The sequence below is a fragment of the Wocania arenilitoris genome (assembly GCF_021728535.1).
Taxonomy (GTDB): domain Bacteria; phylum Bacteroidota; class Bacteroidia; order Flavobacteriales; family Flavobacteriaceae; genus Wocania_A; species Wocania_A arenilitoris.
In genome coordinates this window covers 96039-112784 of the sequence record NZ_JAKKDU010000007.1, presented here as the reverse complement: position 1 = coordinate 112784, position 16746 = coordinate 96039, and the positions used below count along the sequence as shown (strand labels likewise).

Annotated in this window: 21 protein-coding genes and 1 pseudogene; 8 read left to right on the top strand and 14 right to left on the bottom strand. The window is 30.0% G+C overall.

Annotation, left to right across the window (positions count from 1 at the left end; all coding sequences use genetic code 11):
* Positions 1-75 precede the first annotated feature (75 nt).
* From porD to L3X37_RS07390, 6 genes are all read right to left on the bottom strand, one after another.
* Positions 76-966: a type IX secretion system protein PorD gene (gene porD, locus L3X37_RS07415; protein ID WP_237239535.1), complete on the bottom strand. Its 891-nt coding sequence runs from the start codon at positions 964-966 to the stop codon at positions 76-78.
* Positions 959-2170 (bottom strand): bifunctional phosphopantothenoylcysteine decarboxylase/phosphopantothenate--cysteine ligase CoaBC, encoded by a 1212-nt coding sequence (gene coaBC / locus L3X37_RS07410; protein WP_237239534.1) that lies wholly within the window; start codon positions 2168-2170, stop codon positions 959-961. The genes porD and coaBC overlap by 8 nt, the downstream gene beginning before the upstream one ends.
* A gap of 7 nt (positions 2171-2177) precedes the next feature.
* Positions 2178-2507 (bottom strand): DNA-directed RNA polymerase subunit omega, encoded by a 330-nt coding sequence (locus tag L3X37_RS07405; RefSeq protein ID WP_237239533.1) that lies wholly within the window; start codon positions 2505-2507, stop codon positions 2178-2180.
* A gap of 11 nt (positions 2508-2518) precedes the next feature.
* Positions 2519-3331: an outer membrane protein assembly factor BamD gene (locus L3X37_RS07400; protein ID WP_237239532.1), complete on the bottom strand. Its 813-nt coding sequence runs from the start codon at positions 3329-3331 to the stop codon at positions 2519-2521.
* Positions 3332-3542: 211 nt separating this feature from the next.
* Entirely contained in the window at positions 3543-4421 is an 879-nt protein-coding gene (gene dapA, locus L3X37_RS07395) for a 4-hydroxy-tetrahydrodipicolinate synthase (protein WP_237239531.1), read from the bottom strand.
* On the bottom strand, positions 4418-4942 hold the full coding sequence (locus tag L3X37_RS07390) for a DUF6913 domain-containing protein (RefSeq protein WP_237239530.1): 525 nt from the start codon (positions 4940-4942) through the stop codon (positions 4418-4420). Before L3X37_RS07390 ends, dapA begins: the two co-directional genes overlap by 4 nt.
* A 56-nt stretch (positions 4943-4998) precedes the next feature.
* Here L3X37_RS07390 and L3X37_RS07385 point away from each other — a divergent pair, with 56 nt between their 5' ends.
* Positions 4999-5757 carry a 5'-nucleotidase C-terminal domain-containing protein gene (locus L3X37_RS07385; RefSeq protein ID WP_237239529.1) on the top strand — a complete coding sequence of 253 codons (759 nt, stop codon included), beginning with the start codon at positions 4999-5001 and terminating at the stop codon, positions 5755-5757.
* Between the two features lie 11 nt (positions 5758-5768).
* Positions 5769-6686, top strand: a complete 918-nt coding sequence (locus L3X37_RS07380; RefSeq protein WP_237239528.1) for a bifunctional metallophosphatase/5'-nucleotidase — start codon at positions 5769-5771, stop codon at positions 6684-6686.
* On the opposite strand, the gene L3X37_RS07375 is transcribed toward L3X37_RS07380, so the two are convergent.
* The 3 genes and pseudogenes from L3X37_RS07375 to L3X37_RS07365 all read right to left on the bottom strand — a co-directional run bounded on the left by L3X37_RS07375 (position 6683) and on the right by L3X37_RS07365 (position 8169).
* Positions 6683-7432, bottom strand: a complete 750-nt coding sequence (locus L3X37_RS07375) for a hypothetical protein (RefSeq protein ID WP_237239527.1) — start codon at positions 7430-7432, stop codon at positions 6683-6685. The two genes, L3X37_RS07380 and L3X37_RS07375, sit on opposite strands and share 4 nt — an antisense overlap.
* Before the next feature lie 164 nt (positions 7433-7596).
* Positions 7597-8004 (bottom strand): annotated as a pseudogene (locus L3X37_RS07370) (transposase); the annotation flags it as partial.
* A 21-nt stretch (positions 8005-8025) separates the two neighbouring features.
* A complete protein-coding gene (locus L3X37_RS07365) occupies positions 8026-8169 on the bottom strand; it encodes a hypothetical protein (RefSeq protein ID WP_237239526.1) in 144 nt (47 codons plus the stop codon).
* A 66-nt stretch (positions 8170-8235) separates the two neighbouring features.
* Here L3X37_RS07365 and L3X37_RS07360 point away from each other — a divergent pair, with 66 nt between their 5' ends.
* Together L3X37_RS07360 and L3X37_RS07355 are read left to right on the top strand one after the other, a co-directional pair.
* Positions 8236-8730: a transposase gene (locus L3X37_RS07360; RefSeq protein ID WP_237239525.1), complete on the top strand. Its 495-nt coding sequence runs from the start codon at positions 8236-8238 to the stop codon at positions 8728-8730.
* A 13-nt stretch (positions 8731-8743) separates the two neighbouring features.
* The gene (locus tag L3X37_RS07355; RefSeq protein WP_237239607.1) at positions 8744-9298 is read left to right on the top strand and encodes an IS630 family transposase; all 555 of its coding nucleotides are present in this window, start codon (positions 8744-8746) and stop codon (positions 9296-9298) included.
* 284 nt (positions 9299-9582) lie between these two features.
* Here L3X37_RS07355 and L3X37_RS15245 read toward each other — a convergent pair whose 3' ends face one another.
* The 5 genes from L3X37_RS15245 to L3X37_RS07335 all read right to left on the bottom strand — a co-directional run bounded on the left by L3X37_RS15245 (position 9583) and on the right by L3X37_RS07335 (position 14021).
* Positions 9583-9714: a hypothetical protein gene (locus tag L3X37_RS15245; protein ID WP_262910792.1), complete on the bottom strand. Its 132-nt coding sequence runs from the start codon at positions 9712-9714 to the stop codon at positions 9583-9585.
* A gap of 137 nt (positions 9715-9851) precedes the next feature.
* Positions 9852-10571: a hypothetical protein gene (locus L3X37_RS07350; RefSeq protein WP_237239524.1), complete on the bottom strand. Its 720-nt coding sequence runs from the start codon at positions 10569-10571 to the stop codon at positions 9852-9854.
* Positions 10572-10658: 87 nt separating this feature from the next.
* Positions 10659-12656 carry an NAD-dependent DNA ligase LigA gene (gene ligA / locus L3X37_RS07345; protein WP_237239523.1) on the bottom strand — a complete coding sequence of 666 codons (1998 nt, stop codon included), beginning with the start codon at positions 12654-12656 and terminating at the stop codon, positions 10659-10661.
* Positions 12649-13533 (bottom strand): peptide chain release factor N(5)-glutamine methyltransferase, encoded by an 885-nt coding sequence (gene prmC / locus L3X37_RS07340; RefSeq protein WP_237239522.1) that lies wholly within the window; start codon positions 13531-13533, stop codon positions 12649-12651. The genes ligA and prmC overlap by 8 nt, the downstream gene beginning before the upstream one ends.
* A complete protein-coding gene (locus L3X37_RS07335) occupies positions 13530-14021 on the bottom strand; it encodes a GNAT family N-acetyltransferase (RefSeq protein ID WP_237239521.1) in 492 nt (163 codons plus the stop codon). The genes prmC and L3X37_RS07335 overlap by 4 nt, the downstream gene beginning before the upstream one ends.
* Positions 14022-14080: 59 nt before the next feature.
* Between L3X37_RS07335 and L3X37_RS07330 the strand changes: the two genes are divergently transcribed.
* The 4 genes from L3X37_RS07330 to L3X37_RS07315 are packed head-to-tail and all read left to right on the top strand — an operon-like array spanning position 14081 to position 16746.
* A complete protein-coding gene (locus tag L3X37_RS07330; protein ID WP_237239520.1) occupies positions 14081-14530 on the top strand; it encodes an LEA type 2 family protein in 450 nt (149 codons plus the stop codon).
* Positions 14531-14532: 2 nt separating this feature from the next.
* Positions 14533-15537, top strand: a complete 1005-nt coding sequence (gene ribD / locus L3X37_RS07325) for a bifunctional diaminohydroxyphosphoribosylaminopyrimidine deaminase/5-amino-6-(5-phosphoribosylamino)uracil reductase RibD (protein ID WP_237239519.1) — start codon at positions 14533-14535, stop codon at positions 15535-15537.
* Positions 15530-16141 carry an HAD family hydrolase gene (locus L3X37_RS07320; protein WP_237239518.1) on the top strand — a complete coding sequence of 204 codons (612 nt, stop codon included), beginning with the start codon at positions 15530-15532 and terminating at the stop codon, positions 16139-16141. Before ribD ends, L3X37_RS07320 begins: the two co-directional genes overlap by 8 nt.
* Positions 16138-16746: an IMPACT family protein gene (locus L3X37_RS07315; RefSeq protein ID WP_237239517.1), complete on the top strand. Its 609-nt coding sequence runs from the start codon at positions 16138-16140 to the stop codon at positions 16744-16746. The genes L3X37_RS07320 and L3X37_RS07315 overlap by 4 nt, the downstream gene beginning before the upstream one ends.

Genomic DNA, 16746 nt, shown 5'->3' with positions numbered 1-16746 from the left:
TGTTCAGTATACAGTAATCAGTCGCAGTATTCAGTTGCATTTTCAGTATTAAATCTACTAAAAATATTCAACTAATTAAAATTTAATATTACGCCATTTAGCTGATTGTGTTGGTGATATTTTTTGAAGCGTTTCTTTAAGGCTTGAAATATTTACATTTGGTCCATCAGAGTAAATTTGTTCAATTTCATCAGCTTTAGCATCAAAAAAAGTACGCAATAAAAAAGAATTAGGTCTACGGCTATTCATGGCTTTAAATTTCATTAAAGCACTTGCAATTTTCTCTTTTCCTTGCTTAGCATTTTCACTCATAACATCTAAACCTTCCATGTGATAGCTGTACAAAACTTCTCGGTATTCTTTAAAAGTTGGAGATAATACATTATCTATTAATGCAAATCTGCTTTGTAAACCATCTTCAATTTTCCAGCCTTTAAAGTTTTCTTGTTGAGAATAATTAGTAATAATTTGAGCCTGAGAATAATATGGGTCGCCTCCTTTTTCTGAAAAAGAGTCAGCATCTAAAGCTAAAATCATATAAACATGAAATGTTAATACTGATATTAAATTAGAATCGAATTGTGTAGGGTTAAAAATTAAATTTTGAAATTCTAAATACCTAAATGTAAAATCTTTATCGTTAAAATTATATAGTGGCGAGCTGTAAGATGACCCAAAAATTGGACGTGATGATTGAACCTGTAAAGTGCCTTGAAAAGTTTCTCCTCCACTATAATTAGTAATACTTATAAGCATGCTACAAGTAATGCGCTCTTGATTTCCGTAGGTTTTATTAGTCCATGTTGTATTATTTAAAAACTCATTTAATTGCTTTTCAAGTGTTTTAAAAACCTGTAAATTTTGGTTACCAGTTTGTAAACTATTTACAACAACTTTACAATTAAGTTCTTGCGAGAAGCTATTAAACCCAAAACATACTAATAAAACTATTAAAATATTACGCATAAATTTGTTCTATAATTTTGTTTAATAAATCTATAGCTACATGTGCTTTAAATTTTAATTGATATTCGGTTACAGTTTCTTTATCATCAATAAAAGTAACTTTATTGGTATCGGTTTTAAAACCTGCCCCTTTATCATTTAACGAATTTAAAACAATTAAATTTAAATGCTTCTTTTTTAACTTTACAATGGCATTTTCAAGTTCATTGTTAGTTTCTAAAGCAAAACCAACTAAATATTGTTGTTTTTTAATTTGTCCTAAAGATTCTAAAATATCTTTAGTTTTAGATAATTCTATAGTTAACGTTGAATCTTTCTTTTTTATTTTTTTAGATGACACTTCTTTTGGAGTAAAATCTGCAACTGCCGCAGAAAGTATAGCAATATCTACATCAGAAAAGTAATTATGAGCTGCATCATACATATTTTGCGCACTAACTACTGGCACAACTTTAACTAAAGCATGATTTATTTTTTGATGTGTTGGCCCCGTAATTAATATAACTTCAGCACCTAAATTAGCAGAAGCTTTAGCTATTTCAAAACCCATTTTTCCGCTTGAATGATTGCCTATAAACCTAACTGGGTCGATTGCCTCGTAAGTTGGTCCTGCCGTTACTAATATTTTTTTTCCTCGAAGTGGGAGCTTATCTAAAATGTCGTTTTTAATAAAAGCAATAATATCTTCGGGTTCTGCCATACGCCCTTCTCCCACTAAACCACTTGCTAATTCTCCACTTGTTGCAGGAATCATAATGTTTCCAAAACTAGTGAGTTTTTCAAAAGATTTTAACGTGGATGGATGCTTGTACATATCTAAATCCATTGCAGGCGCAAAATACACTTGACATTTAGCCGATAGATAAGTAGCTAAAAGTAAGTTGTCGCAAACCCCATTAGCCATTTTTGATAGCGTATTTGCTGTTGCCGGGGCAACTATAAATAAATCTGCCCAAAGGCCTAAATCGACATGATTATTCCATACAGCATTATCGTCTTCTTCATTTGTGAAAGAAGAATGTACTGGATTTTTAGAAAGTGTTGATAATGTTAACGGTGTAATAAAATCTTTTGCAGATGGTGTTATTACAACTTTTACGTCTGCACCTGATTTTACAAATAACCTTACTAATGAAGCTGTTTTATAAGCGGCAATACCACCACTAATTCCTAATAGTATGTTCTTGCCGCTAAGTATACTCATAAAATTTTTATTCCTGAGATTCTTCCTCAGTGTTTCTGTGGTAAATTTTATCTGTTAACCATTCTTGCACTGCTAAAGCATGTGGTTTTGGTAACTTTTCATAAAATTTAGAAACTTCAATTTGCTCTTTATTTTCAAAAATTTCTTCAAGACTATCATTATAAGTAGCAAATTCTTCTAACTTATCAATAAGTTCTTTTTTAATTTCTGAATTAATTTGCTCTGCGCGTCTTGCAATAATAGAAATAGATTCGTAAATGTTTTCTGTTGGTTCATCAATTTGATTTCTATCGTAAGTTACTGTGTTAACAGGAGCTTTTGTTTTTTTTAAGTCCATTGACATAATTATTAACTTTTTGTGCTGTGATTTTTTAATGATTCATCAATCTCTAAAGCCATATTATCTAGAGCTTCTATATGCATTGAGTTTGGATATTTCTTTTTAAATGCTTGGTAATATTCTTTTGCTGTTTTTAATCTAGTAGTTTTTTTATACTCTACACTGTTAATGGCAAGTTTATAGGCAGAATCAAATCTATAAAACAAGGCATCTTCTCGTAAGCTAGACCCTGGAAAATCGAAAATAAAATTATCAAACGATTTTATAGCTGCTTCAAGCTCTGTAGAAGAAAATGCAATTTTATTGTATTGCATGGCAATCTCAAAAGCTTTCTTTTCCAATTTAAAATCTAATTCTTTTACTAATTTATTTGCTTCTACATTATACTCCGTCTCTGGAAACAGATCAATAAATGCTTGCAGTTTTTCTATAGCCTCTACTGTTTCTTTTTGATCTTTTGAATAAATAGGCGAAAGCATATAGTAACTTTTTGCACTTAAAAACGCAGCTTCTTCTACTTTTTCACTTTTGGGATAACTAGATGCAAAACGCTCAAACTGGTATGCCGCAGTATAATAATCTTGCATTTTATAGAACGTATTACAGTACAGATACATTAATTTTTCAGCCTGTGGCTTACCTCTGTAATTGGGGACAATTTGAGCAAAAAGCCTATTGGCCTTAGCATATTTGCCTTGGTTATACAAATCTTCGCCCATCTTAAATTTAGGAGCTATCTCTTCGTTTTTTAAAACTTTTTGATACTCACTACAAGAACTAAAAATTGTTAGTGTGATTATTATGTAAAAAAACTTTTTCATTTGATGTTGTTCGTTGCTTTTTAAAAGCCAAATGTAATTCGCATAACAAAATATATTACTTGGTTTTCAAGATTTGAATTATGCTTATTTCATTGATTTTAAAACAGGACGCAAAATTAAGCTATTAATATGGATTTTAAAAATATAATTTCTCTGCTAAAATAAATGATGACATGTAGTAATAGTAAGGTTTAAGTAATATTTAACATTACTAAAATGTTTTTACAAAACGTACTATTTTTTCTTTTAGCTCTTTTGATGCTGGAACCAATGGTAATCTAACGGTGTCTTGACATAAATTTAAAGCTTCGAAAACAGCTTTAATTCCTGCAGGATTATTCTCCTCGAAAATATAATTAACAATGTCCATTAATTTAAAATGAATAGCATAAGCTTTTTTAGCTTCGCCTTTTAAGCCCAACCTTACCATTTCTGAAAATGCTTTTGGAAATGCTTGACCTATCACTGAAATGACTCCTGCACCACCAGCCAATACTACACCTAATGCTAAATCATCATCACCTGAAATTATTAAAAAATCTTCTGGCTTATTTTTTAATAGCTGTAAATATTGGGCAACATTATTTCCTGCTTCTTTTACAGCTACAATGTTTTTAAAATCGTTGGCTAACCGCAATGTGGTTGTAGTGTCCATGTTTTTTGAAGTTCTACCAGGAACATTATACAAAATTATATCTGTCGGGCAAGCTTGCGCTATAGCTTTAAAATGCTGATACAAGCCTTCTTGTGTTGGTTTACTGTAATATGGTGATACTGACAGAATAGCATCAATTTCGCTTAAATCTGTAGTTTTAATTTCTTCAATAACTGATGCTGTATTGTTACCACCAATACCTAAAACTAGTGGCAAACGACCATTATTAGCTTTAGATATAGTTTTAATTACTGCCTGTTTTTCTTCTTTAGTAATAGTAACACTTTCTCCTGTTGTTCCACATATAACAAGATAATCTGTACCGTTTTCAATATTGAAATTAACAATATTTACTAGGGCATCATGATCTATATTTAAATCTGATTTAAATGGTGTAACCAATGCAACTCCAGTACCTATAAATTTACTATTCATTCTTTAATTTTATTTAATATTGTTAAATATTTATAAACCTCTGCCTTAAATACGTCGAATTCTTTTAAACTAGTTTTTATTATTAAATCATTTAATCTAGCATCAGTTTGTAAAATCCCTATTTTAAATTTAGCTTTTGATTTTACTGTAAGAAATTTTAATTCTAAATCATCTTTGGTATAATAACTAATTAAAGTATCAAATTTTGTGTTTAAAAACGATTGCAATTCAATATTTTTTATACGGCCTTTCCAACCAAAGTCTTTAGGACTGTAACATTCATCCCAAGTGTTTAAGTTGTCTTTTTTTTTACTTGAAAAGGCTATAATTTTAAGCTTATTAGGGCGTACATTTATATAATCTGCTAAAGTTCTAAACAAATCAAAATCATCAATCTCGTCAATATTCAAGATAAGACCCAAGCTTTCAACCTTAGTATCTGTAACGCTTACTTCGCGTTCTAACAACAATTTATTTAGATGTTTTTTATTAGATTTTTCTTTAAAACCTTTTAAAATCATTTACCTTTATGCTTTTCACAAAGGTAGCAAAAGTACAATCAAAATATTTTATTAGTATGAGGTTTACATATTTATTTTTTTTGTTAAATATTTTTCTTTTTTCGAGTTGCAAGCAAGAAAGACAACACCTTTTTAAGGTTGAAGGCAAGAACATTGAAATTACTGATAGCCTAAAAACTAACCAAGAAATTGATGCTTTTATAAAACCTTATCGCGATCATATTAATAAGGATTTAGATAGTGTTTTAGCCTATTCTGTTAATACGTATTCTAAAACTGATGGTCACTTAAACACAGCCATTGGCAATTTTATGGCAGATGCTGTTTATAATGAAGCTAACCCTATTTTTAAGAATAGAACAGGAAAAGATATTGATATGGTAATCCTTAATTATGGTGGTATTCGATCTATTATATCGAAAGGCCATATAACTACCCGAACAGCATACCAACTCATGCCATTTGAAAACAGTATTGTTGTTGTAGCTTTAAAAGGAAATCAAATTGACAGCCTTACAAATTATTTAAGATTAAGAAAAAGAGCCCATCCTATTTCTAAATTAAAACTCGTATTAGATAAAAATTTTGATATTGTTGAAGCAACAATAAAAGGAGAAAAAATAAATGTAAATAAAACATATTATGTAGCTACCAATGATTATTTATACAATAATGGTGATAATATGCGTTTTTTTAAACCTAATGATAGTTTGCATATTCTAAACTATAAAGTACGAAATGCTTTGATTGACAACTTTAAAAAAGTTGATACTATAAGTCCAATAATTGATGATAGGTTTATTCAACTTAACTAATTTATTAGAAAATGAATCGTAGAGATTTTATACACCAAACAACTGGCGCCACTGCTTTAATAACTCTAGGAAGCTTAGGCTTACAGTCTTTTGTAGACTCAGCAAAACCTACTAAAATTACCATTTTACACACCAACGATGTACACAGTCATATAGAAGCGTTTAGTGCTGAAGACGGCAGAAACGCGAATAAAGGTGGCGTAGCACGAAGAGCGAGTTTAATTGAATCTATAAAAAACAAAAATCCAAACACCCTACTTTTTGATGCTGGCGATATTTTTCAAGGCACACCCTATTTTAACTACTATGGTGGCGAATTAGAATTTAAATTAATGAGTAAACTTAAATATGATGCTGCTACTATTGGTAATCATGATTTTGATAATGGAATTGATGGTCTTTATACACAATTGCCACATGCCGAATTTGATTTTATAACAGCTAATTATGATTTTTCGAACACCATTATGGACTCACACACAAAGCCATATAAAATATTTAATAAAGGAGGTATTAAAATTGGTGTTTTTGGTTTAGGGATTGAGTTAAAAGGACTTGTTGATCCTGCCATGTATAAAGAAACTAAATATTTAGATCCTATTGAAACATCGCAGGAAATGGTTAAAACCCTTAAAGATGATAAGCAATGTGATTTGGTAATTTGTTTATCGCATTTAGGGTATAATTACAGAAATAGCGAAACAAAAATTAGTGACCTAAAGTTGGCAGCAGCAACAAAAGACATCGATTTAATTATTGGCGGCCATACTCATACTTTTTTAAAAAAACCAACAGTGATAAAAAATATTGAAGGTAATAATATGCTAGTAAACCAAGTAGGCTGTTATGGTATTAATCTTGGTAAAATTGATTTTTATTTTGATGCTGATAAAAACAAAGCAGCTAATGGCGCATCAATAATTGTTTAAGCAAAAATATTATCAGATTTATAACTATCTTGAAAGTTGTTTTGCTTAATCAAACTTTTGTTTTCTTCAATAGTATAATTAATTAACAAGTAAATTCCAATAGCATAAATAACTCTCTCTAGCATTACTAAAATCCAACTGTAAACATAATAAATACTTACGTAGTTTAATATTGTAGAAAAAACTAAACACAAAGCCACCATTAAAAAGAGTATTGAAGATTTTGTATCGTTAGCTAAATATTTACCAAAAGCCAAAAACATTAAAAGTATTAAAGAAATATTTTTAACCCCAAACAAAGTCACTTCTAAACTATCAGGCACAACAGCTTTTAAAATACCATAAAATGTATATAAAAAATAAGCATTTATTAAAAAAACTAATATTAAATATGCACCTATCACTTTGTCAATTCTGAAAAAATTAAACTTAGAAATAACCAAACCAATTAAACACATATAGCTTAAAAAGTAAAAAACACTAGAGGCTTTAATGAAAATTCCGTTATCAAAAAAAGCTAGAGAAACATCACCTAAAAAAGAAAATATAAAAAATGAAATAAAAGGAATACTTAGTGCTTTATGCTTAATAAAAAATAAGATTAATAAAACTGGAATAAATAAGGCTTTTGTACTTTGCAAAAGTAATATATCTTCGCTGTAAGTTCCTAAAATGTTAATGCTAACCAAAAGTAATAAGGCACAAAAAAACACCTTATTAAAACTAAGTACGGATGAATTTTTCATGGTATTTTATAATTAGGTTGTAAACAAATATAAAAATAAATATCAATTACAACGATAAAAACATTCGTTTTGTCGATTTATTTGTTGGTATTTAGCACTTTAACGATAAATATATGGTTGTATTGGGGCAACTATACTTTAATACGTTTTTTAAATTATACCAATTACACATTAAAATGATCTAAAAAGGGTTTGCATAATTTTTGATTATAAATAATCCATTTTATGATTTCATTGTTTAATTTATTATTGACAAAATCATATAGCCATTGTTTTATGTTATCAAGGGTTACGAACACGTTGTTTTTGTAGTGTTGTTTGATGTAAAGCCATATTTTTTCGCATGGATTCAATTCGGGAGAATATGGTGGTACTCTAATGAGTATAATATTGTCTGGTAATGTGTATTTTGATAAGCTATGGAATGCAGCATTATCTATAATTATAATTTTAATTTCTTTAGGTTTATATAGTGAGAACGCTTTTAGGTATTGATAAAATATTTCACTAATTATACCTTGAATCTCGTAAATAAAGGCATCGCCATCAATAGGAGAAAAACTACCGTATAAATAGGTGTTTTTAAAAGCGTGTTAATAATTAACAATTGGCTTAACATCTTTTGCTGTTAAGCAGCTTCCAATATGGGTTTTGAGTCCAAATCTGCTTTCGTCTTGAGCATATGTTTCAGCATCAATTGTTTGAGTTTTGTACTTATTCTCTTTAGTATAAATCAAACACTTTAAACGACGTCTTATAACAATTTAATTATGTAATGTCGTTATATTTGTTTATCTTTAAGGATGGCAAAACCACAAGAATTCGCAATCAAAGAAAGTGTAGCAGAACTTGTTTCACTCCGCAAAAAGCAACCAAATTTCAGATTTGAAAAAAGAATCATTTGGCTCATTGAACTACAGGGTAAAAAATTCAAGACTAGAAAAAAGCTCTGTGAATATTTAAGCATTAGCACCAGAACACAACAGCGCTGGACTAAAGAATACATTACCAATGGCATACAAGGCCTGCTGTCTGACCAGCCGAAAAACAAAAAGTCTAAGATTATCACAGAGCAGATCCACAATGGATTGTCCGCACGTGTCAATTCAAGCGACAATGGTTTCCTGAGTTATTGGGATGCGCAACAATGGGTCTGTTCAGAATATAAGGTTGAAGTTAAATACCACCTGTTGAGGCAATACTTGATAAAGCACTTTAAGACAAAACTTAAAAGCCCAAGAAAATCCCATTATAAAAAAGATGATCAAGCAGTAAATGCTTTTTTAAAAACTTCCTGATACTCTAAACAATATTAGATCAAGTCTAAATAAAGATAATTATAGCGATGTAAATCTATATTTCCAAGATGAAGCCAGATTTGGCATGATGACACATTTAGGGAAATATCTCACCGCATCAGGAATAAAGCCGATTGTTTCTTATCAACATGTTTTTAAGACCACTTATTTATACGGAAGTTATTCGCCCATAGATGGAGATCGTTTTGTATGGGAGGTCAACGGTGTGAACACAGATGTTTTTGAAGCATACTTAAAACAATTTTCGTTGCACAGGCCCAAAGAACTTAAAATTGTTGTCATAGACAACGCGGGGTTCCATTCTACAAAAAACATAGAGGTCCCACAAAACATACACCTATTGCGAATCCCACCTTACGCACCTGAACTCAATCCCTGTGAACAAATTTGGCAGTATATCAAGCAACGCTACAAAAATCAAAGATTTGAATCCATGGAAGATTTAAAAAAGTGGTTGCATGGAACGGTCAACAAAATGAGTGCCGAAACTATTAAATCAATTACAGCAAATCATCATTATATAGATGCCTTTATGGCGACATCATAAAGTTAAATTGGTATTAGCTTTGGATTTGATTCCTTTTTTATGTAAGTCCTTAAGTTCTTCTATAGGCTCTTTAATAATAATAGTTGCTTGTCTTCCCATAAAAGAAAGATATAAAAAATTTAGCTTGTTTTAAAATTTATTTGGTATTATAATTAAAACATAAAAAAACACATTCCACTAGCATTACGCATAATTGTAGCAGTTATTTGAATTCAAACGCTTCGTTTTAAATTTACAGCAGATAAAGTAAGTGTTTATATATTTGAAACTGTAGGATTAGAACCCTATGAAAGAATAGGAATTGGAGTTTTAGAGCTCATCGCTGGAATACTACTACTCATACCTAAAACTGTATGGCTTGGAGCAAGTTTAACAATTGGTGTTATATTTGGTGCTATTTTTATGTATTTAACCAAACTTGGTATTGAAGTAAATAATGATGGTGGTGTTTTGTTTATAACCGCAGTAGCTACATTCTTATTGTCTGTAATAATTCTTTATATATATATAGAAAGGATATTCCTTTTATAAATAAAAAGCAAGCTAAATAACATTAAAGAGTAGACACTTCTACTTCAATATCTTCAATTTTAAAAAGCTCTATTTTAGAATGCTTGTATAAGAAATAGGATGCTATAAGAAATAAAGAGACCGACATGAAATTAAGCAAGCTTTGATGTGAAACATACAAATAAGCCACATTGATTACCTCACTAAAAACAATACATAAAGCACCAAAGAAAAAGAATAAAGACTTTTTATCGTCTTTATAAAGATAATTTAAGAGTGATATTGATAATAATAATAGCATCACAATATTATAAGTTATTTCTAATAAATACTCAAATGTCATTTCTATATATGGATTTATTGCTTCTTGCAAAATATAGGCCATATAAATATTTAAACCTGTCAATACAATAATGTGTATTTTGAAATTTTTTAACACATCCTTTATACAAACATACCTACAAACTTCGAATAAAAGAAAAGCATAAGATAACATAATCAAAGTATTTCCAATGTAATAAAAATATATATAAGGGATAAAATCAATAGCATAAAATAACAATTCTGATAACGAATAACTTATTAAAAACAAACAAAAACATAAGTTTTTTGACTTAATAGTCACCCAATAAAATAGCGCTATTAAAGGAAATACAGCTGAACTAAAACTAGAAGCCACTACCTCATCTCCTTTAAATTGAAAAACAACAAAGAGAATATAAGATAACACAATTAAACCAATCAAGACTTTCGACTTACCCATAAAAGCAATTTACAGTTAATAAGACAAATATATAAATATTTTACACTTAATCATTAAAAAACACTTTTTATCGACAAAAAAATAAAATTAATTTAATTTTTGTAAGAATTGATATTCATTTATGATTTGAATATTCAATTTTTCTGCTTTTTGTTTCTTACTAGGCCCCATATTTGCTCCTGCAACAATATAACTTGTTTTTGAAGAAATTGAACTACTTAATTTGCCACCGTTGTCTTCAATAAACTTTTTTAAATCATTTCTAGATACAGATTCAAAAACACCTGTTATAACAATTGACTGTCCTTGTAAAATATTAGTTTGACCAATAAGTTGATCAGCTGACATTTCTAACTGGACACCAAATTTCTTTAATCTGTTTAATATTGAAATATTTTTTTCGTCTTTAAAAAAAGCAGTAACACTTTGCGCTATCTTATTTCCAATTTCATCTACATTTACCAAATCTTCTTCTGAAGCAGTAGCAATAGCATCAATACTTTTGTAATGTTTAGCTAATTTTTTGGCTACCGTCTCACCAACAAATCTAATACCTAAAGCGAATAATACACGTTCAAAAGGAATTTGTTTAGAAGCCTCAATGCCTTCAACCAAATTTTCAGCACTTTTTTCAGCCATGCGTTCTAAAGGAATCACCTGTTCTTTAGTCAATTCATATAAATCTGAATAATTATTAATCAAACCCTCATTTACTAGAAGCGCTACAGTTTCGCCCCCTAAACCATCAATATCCATAGCTTTTCTAGAAATAAAATGCTGAATACGTCCAATAATTTGTGGATTGCAACCATTGTAATTTGGGCAATAGTGCTGCGCCTCTCCTTCCTGTCTAGTTAATTCAGTTGCACATTCAGGGCATCTTGTAATATATATTGTAGGCTGAGAATTTGTTGGTCTTTTAGTTAAATCTACACCTAAAATTTTTGGGATAATTTCGCCACCTTTTTCAACAAACACCAGATCTCCTACTCTAATATCTAATTTTTCAATTTGATCTGCATTATGTAGCGATGCTCTTTTTACTGTAGTTCCTGCCAGCTCTACAGGTTTTAAATTTGCCACGGGTGTTATGGCTCCAGTTCGACCTACTTGATAGGTTATACTATTTAATTTGGTTGAAACTTGTTCTGCTTTAAACTTATATGCCATCGCCCAACGTGGGGCTTTTGCGGTATAACCCAACTCTTCCTGTTGTTGCAAATTATTTACTTTAATTACAACACCATCTGTTTCGTAGGGTAAATCATGACGATGAATATTCCAGTATTCAACAAATTCTAAAACCTCATCAATTGAATTCGCTAATTTTGCTACATCTGGGACTTTAAATCCCCATTGTCTTGCTTTTTTTAAACTTTCAAATTGAGATGCAACTCCTAAATCAGTGCCTGTGAGGTTATATAATAAGCATTCTAAAGGGCGTTTTGCAACTTCTGCACTATCCTGTAGTTTTAAACTTCCAGAGGCTGTATTTCTTGGGTTTCTATAGGGTTCTTCTCCTAATTCAATGCGTTCTTCATTCATTTTATTAAACCCATCAAAAGGTAGAACTATTTCGCCTCGAATATCGAATTTTGATGGATAATCACCTTTTAATTGTAGCGGAACAGATTTTATAGTTTTTACATTAGCCGTAACGTTATCACCTTGAAACCCGTCTCCTCTCGTTACTGCTCTAACTAATTTTCCTTCTTCATAAGTTAAACTTATTGATGCGCCATCATATTTTAGCTCGCAGGTATATTGAATATCGCCATCTACCAACTTTTTAATTCGCGTTTCCCAATCCTGTAAATCTTCTTTTGAATACGAATTATCCAACGAATACATACGATATTCGTGCACTACAGTTTCAAAATTTTTAGTCACCTCTCCTCCAACGCGTTGTGTTGGGGAATTAGCATCAAAAAACTCTGGATGTTTAGTTTCTAGTCCTTGGAGTTCTTTTAATTTCACATCGAATTCATAATCTGAAATTGTGGGGTTATCAAGTACGTAATAATTGTAATTGTGCTCTCTAAGTTCGTTACGTAGGTTTTGTATGTGTCGTTGAATGTTACTCATTATTTATAATTTCTCCTTTTATCATTCTATCCTTTTTATAGATGTCTTTTTTTAATTCTATATTCTTAAAATGCTTTCTTTTTAATAATTGAATCATATCGTTACCAAGATATTCATTAATTTCAAAAAACAAGAGACCTTTATCTTTCAATTTATCTGCTGCATATTCTGAAATAGATTCATAAAATAATAATGGATTTTTATCTTTTACAAACAATGCCAAATGTGGCTCATTATTTAAAACATTGGCTTTCATTTTTGTTTTTTCTTGCTCGCGAACATATGGCGGGTTAGACACAATAATATCAAATTCCAAATTTTTAAAAGTTTTGGTCTTTGGTATTTGGTTTTTGACTCTTAAAATATCCGTTTCAATAAAATCAATCTCTACATTATTCAATTCCGCATTTTCCTCAGCAACCATTAAAGCATCTTTACTCACATCTAAAGCATAAGCTTTAGCGTTTGGTAAATTTTTAGCTAACGAAATAGCAATACAACCACTACCTGTACCAATATCTAAAATGTTTAATGACTTCTCGACTGCACTCGAAGTGACAGAATTAATAATCCAATCTACTAGTTCTTCAGTTTCTGGTCGAGGTATTAAAACATGATTATTTACTTTAAAAGGCAAGCCATAAAATTCGGTTTCGCCTAAAATATACTGAATCGGTTTCTCTTTTACCAAAGCTGTCAAAGCGTTCAAAATTAGAGTATCATCGTTAATTTTAAAATCAGGTTCCATTGCCAATTTCAATCTTGAAACATTATAAAATGACTCTATCAACATAAAAAAGAAACTATCTATTTCTTCTTTTGCGTAAATTGCATGTAATGCTTCATGAAATTTATATTGAATGTCTTTTAGCTTCATAAATCCTTTATCATCCAGACACTGCAAGAATAATGTCCTGTATTTCCTAAAGCCTCTTTTAAATGTTTAAAACCATAACTTTCATAAACATGAATAGCGGCTTTAAGTTGTGATGCCGATTCTAAATAACACTGTTTGTAGCCCATTTTTTTTGCAGCTTGCAAACAAGTTTCAAACATAAGCCTTCCATAGCCCTTATTGCGAATTTTTGGTGAAAAATACATTTTTTGAATTTCACAAACATCAGCTTCAAAATCCTTTAAGGGTTTTATGCCTGCTCCACCTAAAATAACGCCATTATCTTCAATAACATAATACACATCGTTAATATTTTGATATGATTCAAACATTCTTGGTGTTTCATTATCTGAATAGGCCGTGCCTTCTAACGGGATTTTAAATTCATGGAAACAAGCTCTAATAATGGCTTCAATTTGCGCATTATCTTCTGGCTTAATTTCTCGAATAACTATAGTATCTTTACACATTCTTAAACAGAAATTTTATGCAAGTGAAGATACTTAAATATAAAAATTATCAAATAAATATGCTGATTATTTTATCAACAATATTGTTTGCTTTTTTGAGTTGTTCGGTTAAAGAAAAACCCGTTTTTTTAAATGTTGAAAATATAAAGGTTATTAAATCAACTTCAAACCATATAACGCTTACGGCAGATGCTTTGTTTTTAAATCCGAATGATATTGGTGGCGAATTAAAAACAGATGAAATTAAAGTGTTTGTAAATGATACTGAAATGGCTACCGTTTCTACCAAAAGCTTTAAAGTGCCAGCAAAAAAAGAATTCTCAATTCCTTTAAAAGCTAATGTTCCTACTGATAGCATTTTTAGCAATAAAAACCTTGGCGGATTAATTGGCAGTTTATTTAGTAAAAAGATTAAAGTACAATATAAAGGTGATATTATTTATAAGGTTTTAGGGTTTTCGTACACTTATAATGTTGACCAAACCGAAGATTTAAAGATTAAATTATAACTTTGAGTAACCACGAAACATATATTAAACGCTGTTTAGAAATTGCTAAAAATGGTTTAGGATTTACTAGACCAAACCCCATGGTTGGTAGTGTTATTGTTTACAAAAACAAAATTATTGGAGAGGGTTACACTAGCAAATACGGTGGAAATCATGCCGAGGTTAACGCTATAAATTCGGTTTTAAATAAATCTTTATTAAAGGAAGCAACGCTTTATGTTACTTTAGAACCCTGCTCTCATTTTGGCAAAACACCCCCTTGCAGCGATTTAATTATTAAACACCAAATACCAAATGTGGTTATTGGTTGTGTTGATTATAATAAAAAAGTGGCAGGAAAAGGCATCGAAAAACTTAAAAATGCTGGCTGTAATGTTACGGTTGGTGTTTTAGAAGATGACTGTAAAAATCACCACAAACGCTTTTTTACATTTCACAATAAAAAACGCCCATACATTATTTTAAAATGGGCAGAAACTGCAGATGGTTTTATAGCGCCTAAAACTAAAAACGAACTAAAACCCGTTTGGATTACTAATAAATTTTCAAGACAATTAGTGCACAAATGGCGCACCGAAGAGCAAGCTATTTTAGTAGGTACAAATACCGTTATTAAAGACAACCCGAGTTTAACTGTTAGAGATTGGACAGGGCTAAATCCTATTAGAGTTGTTATTGATAAGGATAATAAGTTAACAAAAAAATATGCGGTCTTTAATGATGAAGCTGAAACGGTTGTAATCTCTAAAGGCAACATAGATTTTAATGACCATATAGCAAAACAAATTTGCGATATATTATTCAAAAAAAACATCAATTCTATAATTATAGAAGGCGGCACGAAAACACTTCAAACATTTATCGACGAAAACCTTTGGGATGAAGCACGTGTATTTACGGGAAGCACGTTATTTAAAAATGGTGTTAAAGCACCAAAATTTAGTGGAAATTCTATTTCTGAAGAAAAAATAAATACTAACAGTCTTAAAATTTATCTAAATGATTAAAACCATCATTTTCGATTTTGGTAACGTATTTATTAATTTAGATATAAACGGTGCTTTACAACATGTACGCGATACATTTAAAATAGATACACTTTCAGATGAAATGACAGCTTTTAACAGTTTATACGAACAAGGGCTAATTTCTACTGATGAATTTCTAGAATTTTATACTGAAAATTTCCCGAAGCTTTCAAAAGAAGAATTGGTTGATGTTTGGAGTTTTATGCTAAAAGATTTTCCTGAACATCGATTGAGATTTTTAAAGCAGTTAAAATCAACTTCAAAATACAAACTCATTTTATTAAGTAATACAAACGAGCTTCATATTACCTGGATTAAAAAGCACATTCCTTTTTACAGTGATTTTAAAAACTGTTTTGATGCTTTTTATTTATCGCACGAAATTAATTTGGTAAAACCAAATCCTAATATTTATAAATTCGTTTTAAATCAAAATACTTTAACTGCCAACGAATGTTTATTTATTGATGATAATGCAGATAATATAGACACTGCTAAATCTTTAGGTATTAAAACATGGCGTATCGATATAGAAAGTGAAGATGTTACTAATCTTTTCAATGTTAAAACAAATTTATTTTGACTAAAAAAGACACTTATAAAACTATTGAAACAAATACCGAAGCTATTTTATTTAAAGATAAAAACAGTAAGTTTTTTGGTTATGCTTATCCAATTACCTCAGAAGATGAGGTTAAATATTATATAAAAAAACTAAAAGAGAGACACCATGCTGCAAGGCATTGGTGCTATGCTTACCAAATAGGAACAGAAACAGTAAGGTATAGAACAAATGACGATGGCGAACCTAATAATTCTGCAGGAACCCCAATTTATGGTCAAATACAGTCTTTTGATGTCACTAATATTCTAATTATTGTGGTAAGGTATTTTGGAGGTATTAAATTAGGGGTTGGTGGTTTAATTAATGCCTATAAAACTACAGCGCAATTAACACTTGAAGCTTCAAATATTTTAGAAAAAACAATAAATCTTGATTACAGTATTAGTTTCGATTACAAAAACATGAATACAGTAATGCGTATTATTAAAGAGAAAAACTTAAACATTACAAAACAAAAACTTGAAATGGATTGCCAAATAATAATTTCAGTAAGAAAAAAAGAAGCTTTAAAAATTTTCGAAATTTTTAGCACCCTTTTCGAAATCGAAATTAAACAAATTTAA

Bases quoted from the DNA above. Each gene is read 5' to 3' on its own strand.
- porD (WP_237239535.1), bottom strand. From the start codon at position 966: ATGCGTAATATTTTAATAGTTTTATTAGTATGTTTTGGGTTTAATAGC.
- L3X37_RS07335 (WP_237239521.1), bottom strand. From the start codon at position 14,021: ATGTGTAAAGATACTATAGTTATTCGAGAAATTAAGCCAGAAGATAAT.
- L3X37_RS07405 (WP_237239533.1), bottom strand. From the start codon at position 2,507: ATGGACTTAAAAAAAACAAAAGCTCCTGTTAACACAGTAACTTACGAT.
- dapA (WP_237239531.1), bottom strand. From the start codon at position 4,421: ATGAATAGTAAATTTATAGGTACTGGAGTTGCATTGGTTACACCATTT.
- L3X37_RS07400 (WP_237239532.1), bottom strand. From the start codon at position 3,331: ATGAAAAAGTTTTTTTACATAATAATCACACTAACAATTTTTAGTTCT.
- L3X37_RS07360 (WP_237239525.1), top strand. From the start codon at position 8,236: ATGGCAAAACCACAAGAATTCGCAATCAAAGAAAGTGTAGCAGAACTT.
- L3X37_RS07330 (WP_237239520.1), top strand. From the start codon at position 14,081: ATGCTGATTATTTTATCAACAATATTGTTTGCTTTTTTGAGTTGTTCG.
- L3X37_RS07390 (WP_237239530.1), bottom strand. From the start codon at position 4,942: ATGATTTTAAAAGGTTTTAAAGAAAAATCTAATAAAAAACATCTAAAT.
- L3X37_RS07320 (WP_237239518.1), top strand. From the start codon at position 15,530: ATGATTAAAACCATCATTTTCGATTTTGGTAACGTATTTATTAATTTA.
- L3X37_RS07385 (WP_237239529.1), top strand. From the start codon at position 4,999: ATGAGGTTTACATATTTATTTTTTTTGTTAAATATTTTTCTTTTTTCG.
- L3X37_RS07350 (WP_237239524.1), bottom strand. From the start codon at position 10,571: ATGGGTAAGTCGAAAGTCTTGATTGGTTTAATTGTGTTATCTTATATT.
- L3X37_RS07375 (WP_237239527.1), bottom strand. From the start codon at position 7,432: ATGAAAAATTCATCCGTACTTAGTTTTAATAAGGTGTTTTTTTGTGCC.
- ligA (WP_237239523.1), bottom strand. From the start codon at position 12,656: ATGAGTAACATTCAACGACACATACAAAACCTACGTAACGAACTTAGA.
- prmC (WP_237239522.1), bottom strand. From the start codon at position 13,533: ATGAAGCTAAAAGACATTCAATATAAATTTCATGAAGCATTACATGCA.
- L3X37_RS07380 (WP_237239528.1), top strand. From the start codon at position 5,769: ATGAATCGTAGAGATTTTATACACCAAACAACTGGCGCCACTGCTTTA.
- coaBC (WP_237239534.1), bottom strand. From the start codon at position 2,170: ATGAGTATACTTAGCGGCAAGAACATACTATTAGGAATTAGTGGTGGT.